Annotated in this window: 19 protein-coding genes; 13 read left to right on the forward strand and 6 right to left on the reverse strand. The window is 69.0% G+C overall.

Annotated elements, in window-relative coordinates; translation table 11 throughout:
- Positions 1–195 precede the first annotated feature (195 nt).
- Together F6X53_RS21725 and F6X53_RS21730 are read right to left on the reverse strand one after the other, a co-directional pair.
- Entirely contained in the window at positions 196–828 is a 633-nt protein-coding gene (locus tag F6X53_RS21725; RefSeq protein WP_151002450.1) for a LysE family translocator, read from the reverse strand.
- A gap of 95 nt (positions 829–923) precedes the next feature.
- A complete protein-coding gene (locus tag F6X53_RS21730) occupies positions 924–2,174 on the reverse strand; it encodes a Zn-dependent hydrolase (RefSeq protein ID WP_151002451.1) in 1,251 nt (416 codons plus the stop codon).
- Between the two features lie 221 nt (positions 2,175–2,395).
- On the opposite strand from F6X53_RS21730, the gene F6X53_RS21735 reads away from it, so the two are divergent.
- The 5 genes from F6X53_RS21735 (at position 2,396) to F6X53_RS21755 (ending at position 7,821) form a co-directional block, all read left to right on the forward strand.
- Positions 2,396–3,181 carry an ABC transporter ATP-binding protein gene (locus F6X53_RS21735; RefSeq protein WP_151002452.1) on the forward strand — a complete coding sequence of 262 codons (786 nt, stop codon included), beginning with the start codon at positions 2,396–2,398 and terminating at the stop codon, positions 3,179–3,181.
- Positions 3,181–4,050, forward strand: a complete 870-nt coding sequence (locus tag F6X53_RS21740) for an ABC transporter permease (protein ID WP_151002453.1) — start codon at positions 3,181–3,183, stop codon at positions 4,048–4,050. Before F6X53_RS21735 ends, F6X53_RS21740 begins: the two co-directional genes overlap by 1 nt.
- A 52-nt stretch (positions 4,051–4,102) precedes the next feature.
- Complete coding sequence (locus F6X53_RS21745; protein ID WP_238298805.1) at positions 4,103–5,098, forward strand: ABC transporter substrate-binding protein; 996 nt, start codon at positions 4,103–4,105, stop codon at positions 5,096–5,098.
- Between the two features lie 84 nt (positions 5,099–5,182).
- Positions 5,183–6,499, forward strand: coding sequence for an amidase (locus F6X53_RS21750; RefSeq protein ID WP_151002454.1), 1,317 nt, complete (start codon positions 5,183–5,185; stop codon positions 6,497–6,499).
- A gap of 71 nt (positions 6,500–6,570) precedes the next feature.
- On the forward strand, positions 6,571–7,821 hold the full coding sequence (locus tag F6X53_RS21755; RefSeq protein ID WP_151002455.1) for an amidase: 1,251 nt from the start codon (positions 6,571–6,573) through the stop codon (positions 7,819–7,821).
- Positions 7,822–7,985: 164 nt separating this feature from the next.
- On the opposite strand, the gene F6X53_RS21760 is transcribed toward F6X53_RS21755, so the two are convergent.
- Together F6X53_RS21760 and F6X53_RS21765 are read right to left on the reverse strand one after the other, a co-directional pair.
- The gene (locus tag F6X53_RS21760) at positions 7,986–8,168 is read right to left on the reverse strand and encodes a hypothetical protein (protein ID WP_151002456.1); all 183 of its coding nucleotides are present in this window, start codon (positions 8,166–8,168) and stop codon (positions 7,986–7,988) included.
- Positions 8,169–8,305: 137 nt separating this feature from the next.
- Positions 8,306–8,734: a hypothetical protein gene (locus F6X53_RS21765; protein WP_151002457.1), complete on the reverse strand. Its 429-nt coding sequence runs from the start codon at positions 8,732–8,734 to the stop codon at positions 8,306–8,308.
- Between the two features lie 74 nt (positions 8,735–8,808).
- Here F6X53_RS21765 and F6X53_RS21770 point away from each other — a divergent pair, with 74 nt between their 5' ends.
- From F6X53_RS21770 to F6X53_RS21780, 3 genes are all read left to right on the forward strand, one after another.
- Entirely contained in the window at positions 8,809–9,087 is a 279-nt protein-coding gene (locus F6X53_RS21770) for a hypothetical protein (RefSeq protein WP_151002458.1), read from the forward strand.
- Positions 9,088–9,657: 570 nt separating this feature from the next.
- A complete protein-coding gene (locus tag F6X53_RS21775; RefSeq protein ID WP_151002459.1) occupies positions 9,658–12,483 on the forward strand; it encodes an Rne/Rng family ribonuclease in 2,826 nt (941 codons plus the stop codon).
- Between the two features lie 281 nt (positions 12,484–12,764).
- Positions 12,765–14,018: a methyl-accepting chemotaxis protein gene (locus tag F6X53_RS21780; RefSeq protein ID WP_151002460.1), complete on the forward strand. Its 1,254-nt coding sequence runs from the start codon at positions 12,765–12,767 to the stop codon at positions 14,016–14,018.
- 40 nt (positions 14,019–14,058) lie between these two features.
- Here the strand turns inward: F6X53_RS21780 and F6X53_RS21785 are convergent, their stop codons facing one another.
- Positions 14,059–15,219 carry a pyridoxal phosphate-dependent aminotransferase gene (locus tag F6X53_RS21785; RefSeq protein ID WP_151002461.1) on the reverse strand — a complete coding sequence of 387 codons (1,161 nt, stop codon included), beginning with the start codon at positions 15,217–15,219 and terminating at the stop codon, positions 14,059–14,061.
- Positions 15,220–15,457: 238 nt separating this feature from the next.
- Between F6X53_RS21785 and F6X53_RS21790 the strand changes: the two genes are divergently transcribed.
- The 5 genes from F6X53_RS21790 (at position 15,458) to aat (ending at position 19,519) form a co-directional block, all read left to right on the forward strand.
- Positions 15,458–16,237, forward strand: coding sequence for a DsbA family protein (locus F6X53_RS21790; protein WP_151002462.1), 780 nt, complete (start codon positions 15,458–15,460; stop codon positions 16,235–16,237).
- A 152-nt stretch (positions 16,238–16,389) separates the two neighbouring features.
- Positions 16,390–16,854: a type II 3-dehydroquinate dehydratase gene (gene aroQ / locus F6X53_RS21795; RefSeq protein ID WP_151002463.1), complete on the forward strand. Its 465-nt coding sequence runs from the start codon at positions 16,390–16,392 to the stop codon at positions 16,852–16,854.
- A 4-nt stretch (positions 16,855–16,858) separates the two neighbouring features.
- A complete protein-coding gene (gene accB, locus F6X53_RS21800) occupies positions 16,859–17,338 on the forward strand; it encodes an acetyl-CoA carboxylase biotin carboxyl carrier protein (protein WP_151002464.1) in 480 nt (159 codons plus the stop codon).
- Positions 17,339–17,348: 10 nt separating this feature from the next.
- Entirely contained in the window at positions 17,349–18,701 is a 1,353-nt protein-coding gene (accC, locus tag F6X53_RS21805; RefSeq protein ID WP_151002465.1) for an acetyl-CoA carboxylase biotin carboxylase subunit, read from the forward strand.
- 128 nt (positions 18,702–18,829) lie between these two features.
- Complete coding sequence (gene aat / locus F6X53_RS21810; RefSeq protein WP_151002466.1) at positions 18,830–19,519, forward strand: leucyl/phenylalanyl-tRNA--protein transferase; 690 nt, start codon at positions 18,830–18,832, stop codon at positions 19,517–19,519.
- A gap of 25 nt (positions 19,520–19,544) precedes the next feature.
- On the opposite strand, the gene F6X53_RS21815 is transcribed toward aat, so the two are convergent.
- On the reverse strand, positions 19,545–20,204 hold the full coding sequence (locus F6X53_RS21815) for a DUF2155 domain-containing protein (protein WP_151002467.1): 660 nt from the start codon (positions 20,202–20,204) through the stop codon (positions 19,545–19,547).
- Positions 20,205–20,206: the final 2 nt, after the last annotated feature.

Below are 20,206 nucleotides of genomic sequence, written 5' to 3' on the forward strand. Positions count from 1 at the left end.
GATCGCTTCCTCGACGAACAGCCGCCGGGCCGCGTCGCCGACCGGGAGCAGGTCTATCAGGCCTACCTGAAATGGCGCCAGGCCCGCGCGAATGCGCCCGGCAGCGCGCCGCGCACGGTGAGTGCGGCGCGACCCTGACCGGGCCGCGCACGATCGGCCCTCGGCGAGGCAGGACGGTTAAAGCGTTCAGCGCCTTCAGCGCCGCGCCTCCGTGGCCATCCGCAGCGCGAGCCCGGCCAACACCGTCCCCATCAGCCATCGCTGCAGGACGAGCCATGTCGGACGCCCGGAGAGGAACGACGCGATCGAGCCCGCCAGGATCGCGATCACGGCATTGACGCTCACGCTGACGAGAATCTGGGTCGAACCGAGCATCAGCGACTGAGCGAGGATGCTGCCTCGCTCGGGGTCGAGGAACTGGGGCAGCAGCGAGAGATACATCACCGCGATCTTCGGATTCAGCAGGTTGGTGACGAACCCCATCGTGAAAAGCCGCCCGGGCCCGTCGGGCGGCAGGGCGCGCACGCGAAAGGGCGAGTGCCCGCCGGGGCGGACCGCCTGCCACGCCAGGTACAGAAGATAGAGCGCACCGGCAAAGCGCAGGGTGTCGTACGCGAAGGGCACCGCCAGGACGAGCGCCGTGATCCCGAGGGCGGCGCACAGCATGTAGAACACGAAGCCGAGCGCCACGCCGCCGAGAGAAATCAGCCCGGCCCGGCGCCCCTGCGCGATCGAGCGGGAGACGAGATAGATCATGTTCGGCCCGGGCGTCAGCACCATGCCGAGCGAGATCAGCGCGAAGGCGGCGAGACTGGCGGCTGTGGGCATGCGGCGTCTCTCCTCTGGGCAGCAATGCCCGAATGGCATGCAATCCGGGCGGAAGGCAGGGCATGTCCCGCCAGCCGCGTCGTGCCGTCAGGTTTTCAGGCCGGAGCGTTGGCCAAAGCAAGCAGCGTGTGCAGCAGGACGTTGGCGCCCGCGGTGCAATCGCTCTGCGTCGCCGATTCCGATTCGTTGTGGCTGACCCCGTCGCGGCAGGGCACGAAGATCATGGCGGTGGGCACCTGACCGGCGAGATTGCAGGCATCGTGGCCGGCGCCCGAGACCATGCGCCGATGGGAGAGGCCGAGCGCTCCGGCCGCGGCCTCGACCGAATCGACGATCGCGGGATCGAACGGCACGGGCTCCTTGCGCCAGATCCGGGTGAGCGCGACCGTGAGGCGCCGGCGCTCGGCGATCTCGTCGATGCGCGCGCGCAAAGCGGCCTCGGCGGCATCGAGGATGGCGGATCGGGGATCGCGCAGGTCCAGGGTGAAGCGCACCTGCCCCGGCACGACATTGCGCGAGGGCGCGCCGATCACGGCCTCCCCGATCGTCGCCACCGCACTCGGCCCGTGGGCCTTGGCGACGTCCTCGACCGCGAGCGCGATCTCGGCGAGCCCGAGGAGCGCGTCGCGCCGGCGCGGCATCGGCGTCGTGCCGGCATGGCTCTCGAAACCCTGGATGGTCCCGTCGAACCACGCGATGCCCTGGCCGCCCTCGACCACCCCGATGGTCTTGCCCTCCGCCTCGAGAATCGGGCCCTGCTCGATATGCAGCTCGACGAAGCGCCCGATCTTGCGGGCTCCGACAGGCTCCGTACCCCGGTAGCCGATGGCATCGAGGGCCTCGCCGACGCTGATCCCGGCAGCGTCGCGTCGGGACAGGATGTCCTCGGTGGTGAACTCGCCCGCGTAAGCCGCCGAGGCCATCATGGCGGGGGCGTAGCGGGAGCCTTCCTCGTTCGTCCAGTTGATCACGAGGAGCGGCGCCTCGGTCTCGATCCCGGCATCGTTCAGGGCGCGCATCACCTCGAGCCCGGCCAGCGTGCCCAGGATGCCGTCGAAGCGCCCGCCCGTCGGCTGCGTATCGAGATGTGAGCCGCAGGCGACCGGCGGACGACTCATGTCCCGGCCGCGCCGCAGCGCGAACTGCGTGCCCAGCGCATCGACGCCGACCTCCAGGCCCGCCGCCTCGCAGGCCTCGCGGAACCAGTCGCGCACCTGCCCGTCCTCGGGCGAGAGCGTGAGGCGGTTGAGGCCGCCCGCCGGCGTCGCCCCGAAGGTCGCCGTCTCTAGGATCGTCGACCACAAGCGCGATCCATCCACCCGCAGGTTGTGCGTCGTGGTTCTCATCGGGTCCCTCTCATCCTCGGTTCGGGTCGGCAGGTCGTCGCCTCGCGCTGACCTGCGCGGACTGGCAAGAGCTATACCGGGAGCGCATGCACGTGAGGAACCACCGCGGAAACAAGCGGCGTTCGGCCTCGTGGAATCGCTGCCAAGCATAGCTCAGGCGTATCTTGTATGCACTTTGGCCCGAAGCTTGCCAGGGCCTCTCCGCCACCAACGGAGTGCACATGACGGCGCCCAAGGTCCAACTCAGCCTACGCGGCATCCGAAAATCCTTCCCCGGAAAGGCCGGCCCGGTGCCGGTGCTCGATGGGCTCAACTTCGACATCTACGAGCGCGACTTCGTCAGCATCATCGGCCCGAGCGGTTGCGGCAAGACGACGGTGTTCAATGTCATCGCGGGGCTGCTCGAGCCCGACGGCGGCTCGATGATGTTCCGTGGCGAGGTCGTCCCGGGCCTGCGCGGGCGCGTCGGCTACATGATGCAGAAGGACCTGCTGTTTCCCTGGCGCACGGTCCTGCAGAACGTGATGCTCGGCCTTGAGATGAAGGGGGTCCAGCAGGGCGAGGCCCTCGACACCGCCCGCGAGTACCTCTCGACCTTCGGGCTCTCGGGTTTCGAGAACGCCTATCCGAGGACGCTTTCCGGCGGCATGCGCCAGCGAACGGCGCTGATCCGGACCCTGATCATGGATCCGGACATCCTGCTCCTCGACGAGCCCTTCTCCGCCCTCGACTACCAGACCCGGCTCTATCTGGAGGGGGTGCTCCTCGACGCGGTCGAGACCTTCAACAAGACCGTCATCCTCGTCACCCACGACATCGACGAGGCCGTCGCCCTCTCGAAGCGCGTCGTGGTTCTGGGCAACCGGCCGACCAAGGTGAAGGCGGTGCACGAGATCGGGCTCGACGCCCGCTCGCCCGTGGGTGCCCGCAGCGACCCGCGCTTTGCCGAATACTTCCACACGCTCTGCGGAGAACTCGACATCCAGACCCGCACGAGGGCCGCCTGATGACGTCGCACGTCTTGAAAAATTCCGTTCCCGCCAAACGCGCCGCGGGCTCGCTCCGCCGCAAGCCCGGTGCGGTCGCGCGTGCGGCCGATACCATGGTCGGCCGCGGGCTTATCCAGATGATCGCCGTCGCCGCCTTCTTCGCCGCCTGGGAGGTCGCGGTGCGGGCGGGTTGGCTCACCGAGTTCCTGGTCGGCGCGCCGTCCGGGATCTGGCGCGTCTTCCTCGGCTCGATGCGTGACGGGTCGCTGCCGGTGGACACGTGGTACACGCTGATCGAGGCGATCCTCGGCTTCGTCATCGGCACGGCCCTCGGGTCGCTCGCCGGGCTCGGGCTCTGGTACTCGGTCTTCGTCGCGCGCCTCGTCGAGCCGTTCATCGTCGCCATCAACTCGGTGCCGAAGATCGCGCTGGCGCCGATCATCATCCTGTGGTTCGGCACCGGGTTCGTCTCGAAGGTCGCGCTTGCCGTCTCGCTGACCGCTCTGGTGGCGCTGATCGCCGCCTATCAGGCGGCGCGCGATGCCGATTCCGACCTCCAGGCGCTCCTGGCCTCGATGGGGGCGACGAAGAACCGGATCTTCCGCAGCGTGATCGTGCCCTCGACGCTGCCGGCGATCATCGGGATGTTCCGCATCAATATCGGCTTCGCGCTCGTCGGCGCGGTGGTCGGCGAGTTCATCTCGTCCCAGCGCGGCCTCGGCCATCTCATCTACACGGCCTCCTCCCTCTACGACCTCAACACGGTCTGGGTCGGCCTGTTCGTGCTGATGTTCGTGGGCTTCGTCCTCTACCACCTGATCGATTTCGCCGAGCGCCGCATCCTGCCCTGGCGGCAGGTCAACACCGCCGGCCAGGTGCAGGTCTAGGACCCGCGCCGGCTCGATCATCCCTCCGTGTCACAAGGACTTGCCTAAGCCCATGTCGTCTAAGCCCATGCCGTTCACCCGACCGAATCTCGCCAAGCGCCTCCGGCCCCTCGCGGCTCTCACCCTCGCCGGGTTGCTGACCCTGCCCGCGCAAGCCGCCCAGAAGGTCACGATCTCCCAGGCCTTCCAGTCGATGCTCTACCTGCCCTTCTACGTCGCGATCGACGAAGGGATGTTCGAGAAGGAGGGCCTCGACGTCACGAAGGAGACGGCGGGCGCCCCGAACGTGGCGCTCTCGGCCGTGATCTCGAAGAGCGCGCAATTCTCGATTCACGGCCCGGAATGGACCGCGATCGCGGCCTCGAAGGGCGCGCCCGTCAACATCGTGGCGAACGTCGTCAACGGCGCCGCGGTCTGGATCGCGACGGCGCCGGACTTCGACTACAAGGACGTGCAGAGCCTCAAGGGCCAGAAGATCGTCTCCGGCCTGATGCCGACGACGAGCACCTCGCTCTTCCTCAAGCTTCTCAAGGAGAACGGGCTGAAGCAGAGCGACGTCGACATCACGCAGGTCCAGATCGGCTCGGAGCCCGGCCCCTTCCTGGCCGGTCAGGCCAAGATAGCGGTGATGTACGAGCCCGGCCTCGATCAGGTCATCGCGAAGGGCATGAAGGTCGCCGTCGGCTTTCCCAAGCTCTACGGTCCCTATGCCTTCTCCTCGGTGAGCGCTCGCAAGGACGTCGATCCGGCGGTCGCCCAGAAGGTGGTGAACGGCCTGCAGAAGGCCATCCGCTTCATGCAGGCCAACCCGGACCAGACCGTCGCGATCGCCAAGCGGGAGTTCCCGAGCCTCGATCCCGCCGTCGTCGAAGCGGCCGTCAAGCGGATGATGAGCGAGAAGGTCTATCCCGACAGCGTCGACATCTCGCCGGAGGCCCTCCGGGCCGGCATGGAAACCCAGGTCGCGCTCGGCAATCTCGCGGCGCAGCCCGATTACGCGACCTTCGTGCGGCGCGACTTCATCGAGAAGACGCTCTCGGCGAACTGACGCGTCCCACGCGCGGGTGGCGCGGATCGACCGCGCGGCCCGCGCCCCCGCGCGCCCAGTCTCTTCACGGACAAGATCCCAGCGATGCTGCATCAACTCGGCCTCGTCGAGGCCCTGCGCGCCTTCCGCACCGGCGCGACGACGCCCGACGCCTATCTGAGCGCCTGCCTCGACGCGTCCCGCGCCCGCAACCCGAGCCTGCGCGCCTTCACGCACCTGACCTCGACCCTGAAGGCTGGCGATGGCCCCCTCGGCGGCATCCCCGTCGGGATCAAGGATATCATCGCGACCGCCGACATGCCGACTGCCAACGGCTCCGCGGTCTATGACGGGGAGGTGCCGGCCAGCGATGCCTGGGTGACGGCTCGGCTCCGCTCCCTCGGCGCCTCCATCCTCGGCAAGACCGTCACGACCGAGTTCGCGTGGCGCCATCCCGGCCCAACCCACAATCCCTGGCGGCGGGGTCACACGCCGGGCGGCTCGTCGAGCGGATCAGCCGCGGCGGTCGCGGCCGGCCTCGTGCCCCTGGCGCTCGGCAGCCAGACCTTCGGCTCGGTCATCCGTCCGGCGGCCTATTGCGGCGTGGTCGGCTTCAAGCCGAGTTTCGGGGCGATCCCGCGGGTCGGCATCCACCCCCTGGCCGGTTCCCTCGACCATGTCGGTCTCTTCACCCGTTCCGTTCTGGACGCGGCCTACGCCCTGTCCTGGCTCGCGGCCTCGGACGACGGCGATCGGCACGGCCGGCCGCTCGTGCCCTTCGCGGTCGATCCCGAGACCGGCCTCGATCCCCTGCCGGCGCCGCGCCTCGCCCTCGTGCGTACGGCGATCTGGGATCAGGCCGATCCTGGGCAGCGGGCGCTGATCGAGGCCACCGCCCGCAAGTTCCGGGCGGAGGGCGGCTTCGTTGAGGACATTGTCTTGCCCGAAGGGTTCGAGGCCTTGTGGAGCGCCGCGCGCACCATCCTGGCGGCGGAAGCGGGCACCACCTTCGGGACCCTCGTCGCGCGGTTTCCCGACAAGACCAGCGAACCCCTGAAGGACCTCGTTCGGGAAGGGTCCGCCCTCGCGGCCGTCGCCTATGTCGAGGCTCTTCGCCTGCAGGCACGCCTGCGCGCGGACCTGGATTCGGTGCTGCAGGGCTTCGACGCCATCCTGACTTTGCCGGCGTCCGGGCCGGCCCCGGAGGGCCTGGCCTTCACGGGTGACCCCGCCTTCTGCGTGCCGTGGACCTGCCTCGGGGTTCCCGCCCTGACCCTGCCGGCGGGCGAGAGCCCCGACGGCCTGCCCCTCGGCATCCAACTCGTCGGCCCCTACCGCGCCGACCTGCGGCTCCTGCGGATCGGGCTCTGGTGCGAGGCGGCCCTGGCGCGGTCGCCACGATTCCCGCAGGATCCGGCCTGACGAGACCCCGACCCGAACGACCCCTGAATCCGGGCCCGCCCTCCCCTCACCCGTTACAGATCACCAAGCGCATGCTCTCACTCCTGTCCCTCCGTCGCCGCATCGAAGCCGGCACCCTCACGCCCGCGGGCGCCATCGCACTGGCGCGCGAGGCCGTCGCGGCGCACGAGCCGGATATCGCCGCTCTCGTCAGCCTCGATCCCGCACCGGTCGTGCCGACACAGGGACCCCTCGCGGGGATCGCGGTCGGCGTGAAGGACGTCATCGACACGGCGGATCTTCCGACGCAACTCGGCGCGTCGATCTATGCCGGCTGGCGCCCCAAGGCGGATGCGGCCGCCGTGGCGCGGCTGCGGCGCCTCGGGGCCGTGGCGCTCGCGAAGACCACCACGACGGCCTTCGCGTTCCTCGATCCGACCGAGACCCGCAATCCCCGCGCGCCGGGGCGCACGCCGGGCGGCTCCTCGGCCGGCTCCGCCGCGGCGGTCGCAGCCGGGATGTTCCCGCTCGCCCTCGGCACCCAGACCGGCGGATCGGTGATCCGCCCGGCGGCCTATTGCGGCGTCGTCGGCGTGAAGCCCTCCTTCCGCCTCATCCCGACAACCGGCGTGAAGTGCTTCTCCTGGACCCTCGACACCCTGGGCCTCTTCACCGCCAGCGTGCCCGACGCGGCCCATGCCCTCGCGCTGATGACGGGCCGCCCCGAGATCGACCTGTCGGAGAGCGCGCCCGGCACCCCGCGGTTCGGTCTGCTGATCCCCGATTTCTGCGAGGCGGCCGAAGCGCAACCCCTCGAGGCCCTGCGTCGGGCCGTGCTGGCGTTGGAGGCGGCCGGCGCGACGGTTCGGGACGCCGCACTCCCGCGCGCCGTGACCGCAGCCTTCGCGCAGCACGGCACGATCCAGGATTTCGAGGCGGCCCAAGCGCTGGCCTGGGAGTTCGACCATCACCGCGAGGCTCTGCCGCCGCTCCTGCGCGCCCATCTCGACGCGGCGCAGGACATCGATGCTGCGGCCTACGACGCCGCGCGGCGGGTGACCCATGCGGCGCGGCGCGCCTTGAAGACGACGTTCCGCGAGGGCGCGTTCGACGTCATTCTCACCTTGTCCGCGCCGGGCCAGGCGCCGCAGGGCTTCGCCTCGACGGGCGATTCCCGCTTCAACCGGCTCTGGACGCTGATGGGTGTGCCCTGCGTGACGATTCCGATGCCGGGTGACGAGGCTCCGCTCGGAGTCCAGGTGATCGCACCGTTCAGCGAAGACGGTCGGGCGCTTGCCGCCGCCCATTTCGTCGAACGCGCCGTCTCGCGCGCCCTGGCCTGACCGCGGCCCTGCGCCGGTGCCCGTTCACCCGGCACCGGCGCGATCGCCTGGGCACGGGCTTCAGCCCGCCAAGCGCTCGCGGGCCATGTGCAGTTCACCCGACACATTGGCGGTGAGGTGATCGATCAATTTCCGGTCGAGCATCGCTTGAGTCAAATTCTGTCTCAGAACAGTCTCACCATTCCTCCGGCATTCGGCAAGTAACGGCACAGGATCGCGCTGACGATCTTGCCACGATCGTATCCACGATGGTGGATCAGTTGTCGCATCCGCACGGTAAGCTCGTCGATTCCGCCGAGCGGTTGTTCCGCTTTCTGTGTTTTTCTGACGGAAAAGTTCGTACTCATCGAGCAACACCGCTCCTCGCAGGTGAGCCTGGAGCCGGAATGCTTAGTTTAGCGTCACGTTGCACGCGATCACGAAAATTTTACAACGCTCACGTGTAGGTTGGCTGCACCTGGGCGCTGATCAGTCCGGCCTGCCATCAACGCCAGCGGATCAGCATCGCGATACCGGCGAGCATCAGGGCGATGATCATCCAGACCGCGCCCCCTTTCGAGGCATAGCCCACCATCCCGATGAAGCCGAGGACGCCGGACCAGACCAGAACATGGGCGAGCGGATGCATGGCCGGCGCTGCTTCAGGGAAAGGGCCGTCCGGCACGGCCTGACCCGCACGACGACGGAGCCCTTTCCGTCGATCAATCTGGTTCCAGGGCTGCACCGCATTTCGGGGCATTTCTGAGGCTGCCCCCGCGGCGGCCCGGAAACGTACCGAGACCAGCATCCGGGGAACGCGGACGACGCCGATCCGCGATGGCGATCCCGCAGAACGCCCCGGTTGCCCGGCGAGAATCTCCCGGATCGGAGCGGTGCCGAACGGCACGGCGATGCACTGGATGCCTGCCCACATCCAAGTTTATGCAGGCTTGGTCCTGGCTCGCCACACCGACCAGCGGGATCCGCGCCCTGCACGGAGGTTGGCTCATGACCAAGCGCCTTATCGCGGCCGGTTCGGTTCTCGTTCTGGGTCTGGTGTCGTGGCCGGCCCTTGCGCAGGCTCCCCGTGAGCGCGCCGGGGCGGCGGGTGCGGCGGCATCCGGTGGCTACACCGCCGCGCCCGGGACCTGGGACGCGTCCAACGCGGTCTCCCCCCTTCGGCCTCAGATCGTCGGCACGACGCGCCCCGTTCCCGGCCGCGTCGCGGCGGCCGGGCACGAGGAGCGGCACTGTCGAGTGAGCTCCGGCTCCTCGATGCGGCGCTGATGCGAAGCGGCCGGCCCCCGCGCGCATCACTGCCCTTGCCAAATCCCTGCGACGATCTGTAATGATACGGACCCCTTCCCGGTCCGCCGGTCCACGTCGCGGCCCGCGGGCGCGCCGGAGCCCGCATGGCCCTGACGCGCCGTCGCAGTCGGTTTTCCGCAGCGATCGTCGGATTCCCTTCAGGGCCGGGTGGGTGTCGGCAAGCGTGGCGGAATTGTCCTCGCCACACCCGTTTTGGAATTCGCGGCCGGCGTGTCCGGTCGAGATGTCTTCGTGAGGTCAGGAAAGGGATGGGCGGACGCACAGCATCGGTTGCCGTTGCTCGTGCCGCAAGCGCGCGCGTTTTGCGTCGCGCCGGTTCGCCCTTCCTCCCGACCAGGTTCAACCCCAAGCGCGCCGAAGACCGGCGCCGAACGGCGGTTGACGGCAATCCCTTCCCAACAGCCCCCACGGTCTCGGTGACGAGGCCGGCGCGAGCGTTTCCCAGGATGGCCCGCGGGCCGGGAGATGCTCCACCGGGACAGCTCGGCCCGAGGAGAGCGACGTCGGCCGCCATGTCGAAAGTTCGTCATGGCCAACAACAAGATGCTCATCGACGCGATGCACCCGGAAGAAACCCGGGTCGTCACGGTTCACGGGTCTAGGGTCGAGGAATTCGACTTCGAGGCCGCCAACAGGCGCCAGCTTCGCGGCAACATTTACCTCGCCAAGGTCACGCGCGTGGAGCCGTCGCTGCAGGCGGCCTTCGTCGAGTATGGCGGAAACCGCCACGGCTTCCTGGCCTTCAGCGAGATTCATCCGGACTATTATCAGATCCCGCTCGCCGATCGGCAGGCGCTGCTCGAGGATGAGGCGCGCGACGCGGAAGAGCACCGCGAGCGCGAGGAGCGCCGCCGCTCTTCCCGCCGCTCGCGCGGGCGCCGGGCCGAAGCCGCCTCGGCGCGCAACGCCGAGACGGTCAGCGCCGAGGATGGCGCGGAGGCTCCCGAGGGCGTGGAGGACGAGGGCGTCCTCGCGCCGGGCAGCGATGCCTCCGCCGACCTTCCCGACGCCGTGCTGGAGGCCGGGCCCGCAGCCGATGCGCCGGAATCGCCGGCCGAGGATGCGGCCCCCGCTCGGAACGAGCCCGAGGCCGAGGCCGCTCCCCTGAGCGACACTCCGGAACCCGTTGCCGAGGGGCATCCGGAAACCGTGCAGGCGGCGGATTCCGAGGACGCCACCGCGGCCCGGAACGCGCCTTCCGAAGATTTGGATGAGGACGACGACGCGGACGAGGACGACGACGCGAACGAGGACCATGATTCGGACGACGAATCCGATGAGGATTCGGACGAGGACGACGAGGAGAAGATCGAGCAGGTCGGCGGCAACGGCGACGCGCTCGCGGAGATCCCCGAGCGGCCCCGGACCTATCGGCGTCACTACAAGATCCAAGAGGTGATCAAGCGCCGCCAGATCATCCTCGTGCAGGTGGTCAAGGAGGAGCGCGGCACCAAGGGCGCGGCGCTCACCACCTACCTGTCGCTCGCCGGGCGCTACTCCGTGCTGATGCCCAACACGGGCCGTGGCGGCGGCATCTCCCGCAAGATCACGAGCGCGGCCGACCGCAAGCGGCTGAAGGAAGTCGCGCAGGATCTGGAGGTGCCGGAGGGAATGGGCGTCATCCTGCGCACGGCCGGCGCCTCGCGCACGAAGCCCGAGATCAAGCGCGACTTCGAGTATCTGATGCGCCTGTGGGAGAGCGTGCGCGCGCTGACGCTGTCCTCGACCGCGCCCGCCCTGGTCTACGAGGAGGGATCGCTGATCAAGCGCGCCATCCGCGACCTCTACAACAAGGATCTCGAGGAGGTGCTCGTCTCGGGCGAGGACGCCTATCACGAGGCCAAGGACTTCATGCGGATGCTGATGCCGGCGCAGTCCAAGGTCGTGAAGCCCTACCGGGATTCGACGCCGATCTTCGCGCGCTACGGGATCGAGCAACAGCTCGACGCGATGTTCTCGACCCACGTCTCCCTGCGCTCGGGCGGCTACCTCGTGATCAATCCGACCGAGGCGCTGGTCTCGATCGACGTGAACTCGGGCCGCGCGACCCGCGAGCACGACATCGAGGACACGGCGCTCAAGACGAACCTCGAGGCCGCCGAGGAGGTCGCCCGCCAATTGCGGCTGCGCGATCTCGCCGGCCTCATCGTGATCGACTTCATCGACATGGAGGAGAAGCGCAACAACCGCGCCGTCGAGAAGAAGCTCAATGAGTGCCTGAAGAACGACCGCGCCCGGATCCAGGTCGGTCGCATCTCCCCCTTCGGCCTGCTCGAGATGAGCCGCCAGCGCATCCGCACCGGCGTGCTCGAATCCTCCTCGATCCCGTGCGCCCATTGCGGCGGCTCGGGCTTCGTGCGCGCCACCGCCTCGGTGGCGCTGCACATCCTTCGCTCGATCGAGGAAGCTCTGCTCAAGTCGTCGAGCCACAACCTCATCCTGCGCACGCGCACGGAGGTTGCACTCTACATCCTCAACCAGAAGCGCGCGCATCTGCACGAGCTCGAAATCCGCTTCGGCGTCACCGTGACCATCGCGGCCGACGAGCGCCTGTCCGCCACCGCCGCCTACCAGCTCGACCGCGGCGAGCCAGCGCAGCGCGCGGAAGGCCCGGTCACGGGCGTGCGCGCCGTCGCGATCTCACCCGCCATGGAGGTCGAGGACGAGATCGAGGAAGAGGATCTCATCGAGGGGACGGTCGAAGAGGTCGAGGCGGAGGACGGCGAGACCCGTACCGAGGCGCGCGAAGAGGGCGAGGGCGAGGGAGAGGGCCAGCGCCGTCGCCGCCGTCGCCGCCGCCGTCGGGGCGGACGCGCCGAGGGCACGGAGGACGAGCGTCAGGCGGAATCGGGTGAGGCGGACGAGGAATCCGAGGATGCCGTGCCGGCCGAGGCTGCCGCTGACGAGAGCGTGAGCGAGGCCTCCTCCGAAGCTCCGCGGGAGGCCGAGGACGAAGGCGGGCGGCGCCGCCGCCGCGGACGTCGCGGCGGGCGTGGCCGCTCCGAAGGGCGCAACCGCGAGGATGGCGCTTTGTCCGAAGCGGAGGTTGAGGCCGGGGAATCCGAGGCCGGAGAATCCTCCGAACCTGCGATGTTCTCGGCGGAAGAGCCCGTGAGCGCGCAAGCCATCGCGGCCATCGAGGAGACCCCGCGCGAGGCGGCCGTCGACCTGCCGGTGGCCGATACGCCGCCCGAGCAGCCCGTCGCGGAGCAACCTGCTTCCGAGCCTGCCGAAGCACCCGCCGTTCCGGCCCCTGAGCCGGTTGCCGTCGTGCTGACGCCGCCCTCGGACCCGGATCGTCCGAAGCGAGCCGGCTGGTGGTCCCGGACCAAGGCCGCCCTGACCGGCGAATAAGTTATCCAATTCGCTCGACCAACACCCTGGCTCCCTCCCGGTATTCGGGAGGGAGCAATAAAATGTGCCACAAGGCTTTGCTCATTTTTTGGCGATTTGCGTTGCAACGCGCCGCCGAGAGGGCTCGGCCCTCCCCGTCACGTCCTTGAGGTCGCTCGCATCTTCGCGACGTCAGCAGAAATCGCGCGGCGCGGATCGGCATTCTCATGCGCCGGTCTTAACCGTCGCTTGAACATTTTCCGGGCAGATTGCGTCGTCGAATACTGAGGGCGCGCGACACCATGGTGAGCTTTTTCCGCAGATCAGCGGTGGTGGAACAAGCCATCGTCCCGAGCGCTCCGGCTGTTCCGCCCCCCGTCATCACGGCCGTCGCGGCTGCGGCGCCCCTCGCGGTGGATCTCGGTGCCCTGCGTCAGCAGGCGAGCGTGTCGGCGGCGGCCTCCGAGGCCGGAACCTCCATCGGCTGGATCACGCACGATGCCGCTCAGGTCGCAGATCAGGCTCGCCTGATCGCGGCCGCCAGCGAAGAGGTCGCGGCCTCCACGAGCGAGATCGCGGCCCGCTCGCAGACCTCGGCCGAGACCGCCGAGCGCGCGCGGTCCGGGATCGCCGAATGCGCGCACGACATGCGCCTCGCCGGTGATCGCATGCAGGTCATCGAGTCCCGCACCGCCGAGATCGGGGGCTGCCTCGACGGGTTCGCCTCGGCGGCACGCCGGATCGAGGAAATGGCGAGCGCCATCGCGGCGATCTCGGCCCAGACCAATCTCCTGGCGCTCAACGCCACAATCGAGGCGGCGCGCGCGGGAGAGGCCGGCCGAGGCTTCGCGGTGGTGGCCGGGGAGGTCAAGGCGCTCTCGGCCCAGACGGCCAAGGCGACCGAGGAGATCCGCGCACGCCTCGCAACGCTCAAGGGCGAGCTCTCGGCAATGCACGAAGCGGTCGACCAGAGCCGGGCCGCCGTCACCGCGGGATCCGAGGTCATGGCGCGCGCCAATGCCCGCGTCGAGGCCGAGAGCATCTCCGTGGCGACGGCCGCCGCCGAGATGCGGGCGATGGCCGAGATCATGGATCAGCAGATCCTGGCGACGAGCGAGATCTCCTCGAGCGTCACCCGCATCGCCAACGGCACCGAGAAAGCCCGCGGCGAGATCGCGGACGCGATCGGCAGCCTGCTCAATCTCGAGGCCATGAGCCGTCAGCTCCTGGACGGGAACGGCGATTCTGCCATGGCCGAGCGCCTCGTCCGCCTCCCGGCCGATTGCGCGGCCTGGCGTCGACGGCTCGCTTCCGTCCTGGTCGGCCTCAACCCGGTGACCGACGAGGCCGCGACCTGCATCGGCCAGGAAGCCCCGCTCCCCGCCAACGTCCAGCGCAGCCTCGATGCGGCGCGCCGCCATGCCGGCGCCGTCGTCGCCGGCATCCGCACGGCGGATTGGGACGCGGCGACCCAGAACTTCCGGGATTTCGAGGCCAAGCTCGGGGAGACGGTCGCCGCAGCGAAATCGGCCGAGATAGGCGCCCAGGCGGCCTGAGGGCGCCGCCGCAAACCTGCTGCGCTTCCGCGCCGCGGCGTCAGCGCTTCAGCCAGCCGCGCAGGCGGGCCACGGCATCGCGGCAATCGCTCTCCGACCCCGCGAAGGAGAAGCGCATGTGGTGGTTGCCCTCCAGGCGATCGAAATCGAGACCCGGGGTCGCCGCCACGCCGGCCTCGGCGAGCATGCGGCGGGAGAAATCCGCCGCATCGTTCGTCAGAGCCGAGACATCGGCATAGAGGTAGAAGGCCCCGTCGGCGGGGTGCGTGCGCCCGAGCCCCAGGGCCGGAAAGGCCTCGAGCAGGATCGCACGGTTGCGGGCGTATCCGTCCCGCACCGCGTCGAGCTCCTCACCGGCCTCGAAGGCCGCGAGCGCCCCGATCTGCGAGAGATAGGGCGCCGAGATGTAGAGGTTCTGGGCCAGGCGCTCGATAGCGCGGGTCAGGGATTCTGGCACCACCATCCAGCCGACGCGCCATCCCGTCATGCAATGGTATTTGGAGAACGAGTTGATGACGATCGCGTCCGGCTCGAACTGAAGCGCTGTGGCGGTCGGCACGCCGTAGCTCAGGCCGTGGTAGATCTCGTCCGAGATGAAGGGCAGACCGAGATCGCGGGCGGCCGAGCAGAGCTCGCCGAGCCGCCCGGGCGTGATCACGGTCCCGGAGGGATTGGCCGGGCTCATCACGAGGACCCCGGAGAGGCCCTGCTCGGCATGGGTCGCCCGCAGGGACTGGGCCGTGGGCGCGAAGCGATCCTCGGGCGTGAGCACCATCGGGGCGGGCACGAGGTCGAGGGCGGCCAGGATGCTGCGATAGGCCGGGTAGCCGGGCTGCGGCACCGCCACGCGCTGACCGGCATCGAACAAGCTCATGAAGGCGAGGATGAAGCCCGCGGACGAGCCCGTCGTGACGACGATGCGCTCGGGCCCCACCGAGACCCCGTAGGCATCGCGGTAATGTCGGGCGATGCGCTCGCGCAGGGCCGGCATCCCGAGCGCCTCCGTGTAGGGAACGCGGCCGGTGTCCAAGGCCCGGCGCGCCGCCTCGATCACCGGGCGCGGCGCCGGCGCCGAGGGTTGGCCAACCTCCATGTGCACGACGCCCTCCCCCCGCCGCTCGCGCAGGGCTGCGGCCGACATCACGTCCATGGCGAGGAAGGGCGAGACCGCAGCGGCGCGGCGGGACGTGGCGAGGGACATCAAGATACCGCGTGTCGGCAGGCCGCGAAGGCCAGCGGGACGGGATGGGCGATTGGGGTGAGCGTGTGTTAACCGCTTGCCGGGCCGGCCTCAACACGGGTCGAGCCCCGGGGGCGCATCCCCGAGCGTCGGGGCGGGCGCAGCATTTGACCTGCCGCCGTGAAAACGCCTAACCCGAGCGCTACCGGACCTTCACGCGCGGCGGTCGCGCTTGGCCCGTCGCGATTCGCGAGGACGTATGCCCCTCTCCCGCTCCATTTCGATCCTGGCCCTCACGCTCGCGCTCGGCACAGTGCCGGCCCACGCGCAGGCGGCGCCCGAGGCCTCTCCCTTCACGGATGCGCAGCGCCAAGCCATCGAGGCGATCATCAAGGATTACCTCGTCAAGAACCCGGACGTGCTGCAGGAGGCGATTGCCGAGGGCGAGAAGCGCCAGCTCGAGACGCAGCGCCTCGCCCAATCGGCCGCCCTCAAGGAATCCCAGGGCGCGCTCCTGAACAGCCCGCACGACGTCGTGGCCGGCAACCCGCAGGGCGATGTCACGATGGTGGAGTTCTTCGATTACAATTGCGGCTATTGCCGCAAGGCACTCGCCGACGTGCAGGCGCTGATCAAAAGTGATCCGAAGCTGCGCGTCATTATCAAGGATTTCCCGGTCCTGGGACCCGAATCCCTCGAGGCCAGCCAGATCGCGCTCGCGGCGAAGCAGCAGCTCAAGGGCGACAAGCTCTTCGAGTTCCACCAGAAGCTTCTGGAATCGAAGGGGCGGATCAACGGCGCCAAGGCCCTTCAGGTTGCCAAGGAGATGGGACTCGACACGGCCAAGCTGCAGAAGGATGCGCAGGGTCCCGAGGTCAAGGCGGCGCTCACCGAGAATCGGGGCCTCGGCGACAAGCTCGGTCTTTCGGGCACCCCGGCCTTCATCATCGGCGACGAGATCATCCCGGGCGCCGTCGGCGTCGAGCCGATCCGGAAGACCATCACGGACGTGCGCCAGTGCGGCCACGCGAGTTGCTGAGCGCGGCGGGACCACGGTTCCCGAGCCCGATGCGGCCTGCGTTCCCCGGCGGTTTTCTTGCGGGAAGCCGGTGCACCTGCGGCCGGAAATGCTCTAAGACCGCCCCCTCCCGTGCTCGCGCGCCGCGCGGGCACGCCTGACCACGCGGTTCCATGATCCCGATCCACGTCCTCAACGGGCCGAACCTCAACCTCCTCGGACGGCGCGAGCCCGGCATTTACGGCACCGCGACGCTCGCCGACATCGAGCGCGACCTGCGCAGGCAGGCCGAGCCCCTCGGGATCGCCCTCACCTTCCGGCAGACCAATCTCGAGGGCGAACTCGTCGGCTTCGTGCAGGAGGCGGGCCTTGCCGGTGCCGGGATCCTCATCAACGCCGCCGCCTACACCCATACCTCCGTGGCCTTGCGCGACGCGATCAGCGGCAGCGGCGCGCTCGCGGTCGAGGTGCACCTGTCGAACGTGCATGCCCGCGAATCCTTTCGCCACGTCTCCCTGATCGCTCCCGTCTGCGCGGGCGTGATCTGCGGCTTCGGCCCGCACAGCTATCGCCTCGGCCTCGATGCGTTGGCGCATCTGATGGCCGCCCGCACCCCGAACTCCGCCTCCAAAGACTGAGCCGATGCCCAAGCACGATTCCATCGACCCCGAGCTCGTGCGCGAGCTCGCCAACCTCGTCACCGAGACCGGCCTGACCGAGATCGAGGTCGAGAAGGGCGACTTGCGCATCCGCGTCGTCCGCCGCCTGGAGCCCGTCCAGGTGCAGGTGGCTGGGCCGGCCCCGATCGCGGCCGTCGCGGCGCCGGCTCCCGCGGCGATGCCCGGGCCCGGCACGGCGCTCGACCGCGGCAAGGCCGGCGCGGCGCATCCCGGCGCCGTGCTCTCGCCGATGGTGGGTACCGCCTATCGCCGCCCCTCGCCGGACGCCAAGATGTTCGTCGAGGTGGGCTCGCGGGTCGAAAACGGCGAGAAGGTGCTGCTTGTCGAGGCGATGAAGACCTTCAACGAGATCGTGGCGCCCCGTGCCGGAACGGTGACGGCGATCTTCATCGAGGATGGGCAGCCGGTCGAGTTCGGCGAGCCCCTCCTGGTGATCGAGTGAGCGCCGGCGCATGTTCGACAAGATCCTGATCGCCAATCGCGGTGAGATCGCGCTGCGCATCCTGCGCGCGGCCAAGGAACTCGGCATCGCGACCGTGGCCGTCCATTCGACGGCCGACGCCGACGCGATGCATGTGCGCCTCGCTGACGAGAGCGTCTGCATCGGGCCGCCGGCGGCCCGCGACAGCTATCTGAACATTCCGTCGATCATCGCGGCTTGCGAGATCACCGGAGCGGATGCGGTGCATCCGGGTTACGGCTTCCTCTCCGAGAATGCCCGTTTCGCGGAGGTGTTGGCCCATCACGAGATCGGCTTCATCGGCCCCAAAGCCGAGCATATCCGCACCATGGGCGACAAGATCGAGGCGAAGCGCACGGCCAAGCGCCTCGGCATTCCCTGCGTGCCGGGCTCGGAGGGTGGCGTCGAGGATCCGGACGAGGCCAAGCGCATCGCCGCTGAGATCGGCTATCCGGTGCTCGTCAAGGCCGCCTCCGGCGGGGGTGGCCGCGGGATGAAGGTGGCGCGCACCGAAGCGGATCTGGAGCAGGCCATCGGCATGGCGCGCAGCGAGGCCAAGGCCGCCTTCGGTGACGATGCGGTCTATCTCGAGAAATATCTCGAGAAGCCGCGCCATATCGAGGTCCAGATCCTCGGCGACGGGCGAGGCAACGCGGTGCATCTCGCCGAGCGCGACTGCTCGCTTCAGCGCCGTCACCAGAAGGTCTGGGAGGAAGGCGGTTCGCCCGCTCTCAACGAGACGATGCGGGCCGAGATCGGCGCCATCTGCGCCAACGCCATGAAAGAGCTGAGCTATCTCGGTGCCGGCACGATCGAGTTCCTGTACGAGGATGGCAAGTTCTACTTCATCGAGATGAACACCCGCATCCAGGTGGAGCATCCCGTCACGGAGATGATCACCGGGATCGATCTCGTGAACGAGCAGATCCGGGTCGCGGCCGGTGGCCCGCTCTCCGTCTCCCAAGAGGACATCAAGGTCGAAGGCCACGCGATCGAGTGCCGGATCAACGCCGAGCATCCGGCGACCTTCCGCCCCTCCCCCGGCCTGATCACCTATTTCCACCCGCCGGGCGGCCTCGGGGTTCGGGTCGATTCGGCAGCGTTCCAGGGCTATCGCATTCCGCCGAACTACGATTCGCTGATCGGCAAGCTGATCGTGCACGGGCGGACCCGCAACGAGTGCCTGATGCGCCTGCGGCGCGCCCTGGATGAGTTCGTCGTGGACGGCGTCGACACCACGCTGCCGCTGTTCCGCACCCTCGTTCGCAATCCCGACGTCCAGAACGGCTCCTACGACATCCATTGGCTGGAAAGCTTCCTGGCGACCAGCGGGCTCGACGCCTGAGGGCGGAGAACCGCAGGACCACGATGCGGGCGCTCACGAAGCGACGATCGGCGGCGGGGTTTCGGCTCCGCCGTTTTCGTTGTCAGAAGGCTCTGGCGTTCCGTCCGCTGCCGCGCCAGACTCAGCGGATGCACGACGGCGCCCGCGTAGAGATCACCCCCGAGATCCTGCTTAAAGCCTACGCGGCCGGCATCTTTCCGATGGCGGAGGACGCGAGCGACCCGACCCTCTATTGGGTCGAGCCCCGGGCCCGCGGCGTCCTTCCGCTCGACGGCTTCCGCATTCCGAAGCGGCTCGCCCGCACGGTGCGCTCCGACGTTTTCGAGGTTCGCAGCGACACCGACTTCGAGGGCGTCATCGCCGGTTGCGCCGCCCCGCGCCGGGACAGCGAGCGAACCTGGATCAACACGCGCATCCGCGAACTCTATGGCGCCCTCTTCGACCAGGGCTACGTACACACGATCGAGGTCTACGAGGCCGGAACCCGTCACCTCGTCGGCGGTCTCTACGGGGTTTCCCTGGGGGCGGCCTTCTTCGGGGAGAGCATGTTCCACCTGGCGCGAGACGCCTCGAAGGTTGCCCTGGTCCATCTGATGGGCCGCCTGCGGCGCGGCGGCTACCGCCTCGCGGACACGCAATTCGTCACCGACCACCTGGCCCAGTTCGGAGCCGAGGAATTGCCGCGTCACGTCTACAAGCGGCGCCTCGCGGATGCGCTCACGGCGCATGCGCAATGGGATGCTTGGCCGGACCGGGCGGAGGTCGATGGGGCCGAGGTGTTGGCGGCTCTCGGGGTCACAGGCGCGGAGGCTCGCTGAGCCTCCGCTGCAACGCCATGGCTCCTCAGCGGAAGAGCGCGTCGAAGATCGATTGCGGCTGCTGCGGCGGGGGGGCCGGGGCCGGCCCCTCATTCGACGGAAAGAATTTCCGCGAGGGCTTCTGACGGGGCTGAACCGGAACGCCGCGCGGCGCCTCGACGTCGACCTGTCCGGCCGAATTGACCTGCTGGGCGGTGCGCGTCGCATCCTTGTCGCGACCGGCGCGCCTCGACTTCTCGGGCTTGGAGGCCATGGCGGGCACGTCCTCCTGCTCCTTGGCCTCGACCGTCACGTCGGTGCCGCCCTTACAATCGACGAGCCAGACATCGTAGATCGGGTGCTCGATGGCGTGGAGCCCCGGGCTCGACGCGAACATCCAGCCCGTGAAGATGCGGCGGTACTTGTTCTCGAGCGTCACCTCGTCGACTTCGAGGAAGGCCGTGGTCTTGGCACTCTCGGTCGGGGGGCGGGTGTAGCAGACGCGGGGCGTCAGCTGCAGGGCACCGAACTGCACCGTCTCGTCCACCGCCACCTCGAAGGAGACGATGCGGCCGGTGATCTTGTCGAGGCCCGAGAAGACCGCCGTCGGGTTCTTGATCTTGTCGGCCGAGGCGGGGAGTGCGCAGAAACCCAGCGCGGCAAGGCCGAGCGCGGCGCGCGAGACTCGTGCGGTGATGCGGCTCAAGG

The organism is Methylobacterium soli, from assembly GCF_008806385.1.
GTDB classification, from domain to species: Bacteria; Pseudomonadota; Alphaproteobacteria; order Rhizobiales; family Beijerinckiaceae; genus Methylobacterium; species Methylobacterium soli.

Excerpts from the sequence above, each read along its gene's own strand:
- F6X53_RS21770 (WP_151002458.1), top strand. The coding sequence starts at position 8,809 with ATGACCAAGCGCCTTATCGCGGCCGGTTCGGTTCTCGTTCTGGGTCTG.
- F6X53_RS21750 (WP_151002454.1), top strand. The coding sequence starts at position 5,183 with ATGCTGCATCAACTCGGCCTCGTCGAGGCCCTGCGCGCCTTCCGCACC.
- F6X53_RS21760 (WP_151002456.1), bottom strand. The coding sequence starts at position 8,168 with ATGAGTACGAACTTTTCCGTCAGAAAAACACAGAAAGCGGAACAACCG.
- accC (WP_151002465.1), top strand. The coding sequence starts at position 17,349 with ATGTTCGACAAGATCCTGATCGCCAATCGCGGTGAGATCGCGCTGCGC.
- F6X53_RS21790 (WP_151002462.1), top strand. The coding sequence starts at position 15,458 with ATGCCCCTCTCCCGCTCCATTTCGATCCTGGCCCTCACGCTCGCGCTC.
- F6X53_RS21780 (WP_151002460.1), top strand. The coding sequence starts at position 12,765 with ATGGTGAGCTTTTTCCGCAGATCAGCGGTGGTGGAACAAGCCATCGTC.
- F6X53_RS21740 (WP_151002453.1), top strand. The coding sequence starts at position 3,181 with ATGACGTCGCACGTCTTGAAAAATTCCGTTCCCGCCAAACGCGCCGCG.
- aat (WP_151002466.1), top strand. The coding sequence starts at position 18,830 with ATGCACGACGGCGCCCGCGTAGAGATCACCCCCGAGATCCTGCTTAAA.
- aroQ (WP_151002463.1), top strand. The coding sequence starts at position 16,390 with ATGATCCCGATCCACGTCCTCAACGGGCCGAACCTCAACCTCCTCGGA.
- accB (WP_151002464.1), top strand. The coding sequence starts at position 16,859 with ATGCCCAAGCACGATTCCATCGACCCCGAGCTCGTGCGCGAGCTCGCC.
- F6X53_RS21725 (WP_151002450.1), bottom strand. The coding sequence starts at position 828 with ATGCCCACAGCCGCCAGTCTCGCCGCCTTCGCGCTGATCTCGCTCGGC.
- F6X53_RS21755 (WP_151002455.1), top strand. The coding sequence starts at position 6,571 with ATGCTCTCACTCCTGTCCCTCCGTCGCCGCATCGAAGCCGGCACCCTC.
- F6X53_RS21785 (WP_151002461.1), bottom strand. The coding sequence starts at position 15,219 with ATGTCCCTCGCCACGTCCCGCCGCGCCGCTGCGGTCTCGCCCTTCCTC.
- F6X53_RS21735 (WP_151002452.1), top strand. The coding sequence starts at position 2,396 with ATGACGGCGCCCAAGGTCCAACTCAGCCTACGCGGCATCCGAAAATCC.
- F6X53_RS21765 (WP_151002457.1), bottom strand. The coding sequence starts at position 8,734 with ATGTGGGCAGGCATCCAGTGCATCGCCGTGCCGTTCGGCACCGCTCCG.
- F6X53_RS21730 (WP_151002451.1), bottom strand. The coding sequence starts at position 2,174 with ATGAGAACCACGACGCACAACCTGCGGGTGGATGGATCGCGCTTGTGG.
- F6X53_RS21775 (WP_151002459.1), top strand. The coding sequence starts at position 9,658 with ATGGCCAACAACAAGATGCTCATCGACGCGATGCACCCGGAAGAAACC.
- F6X53_RS21745 (WP_238298805.1), top strand. The coding sequence starts at position 4,103 with ATGTCGTCTAAGCCCATGCCGTTCACCCGACCGAATCTCGCCAAGCGC.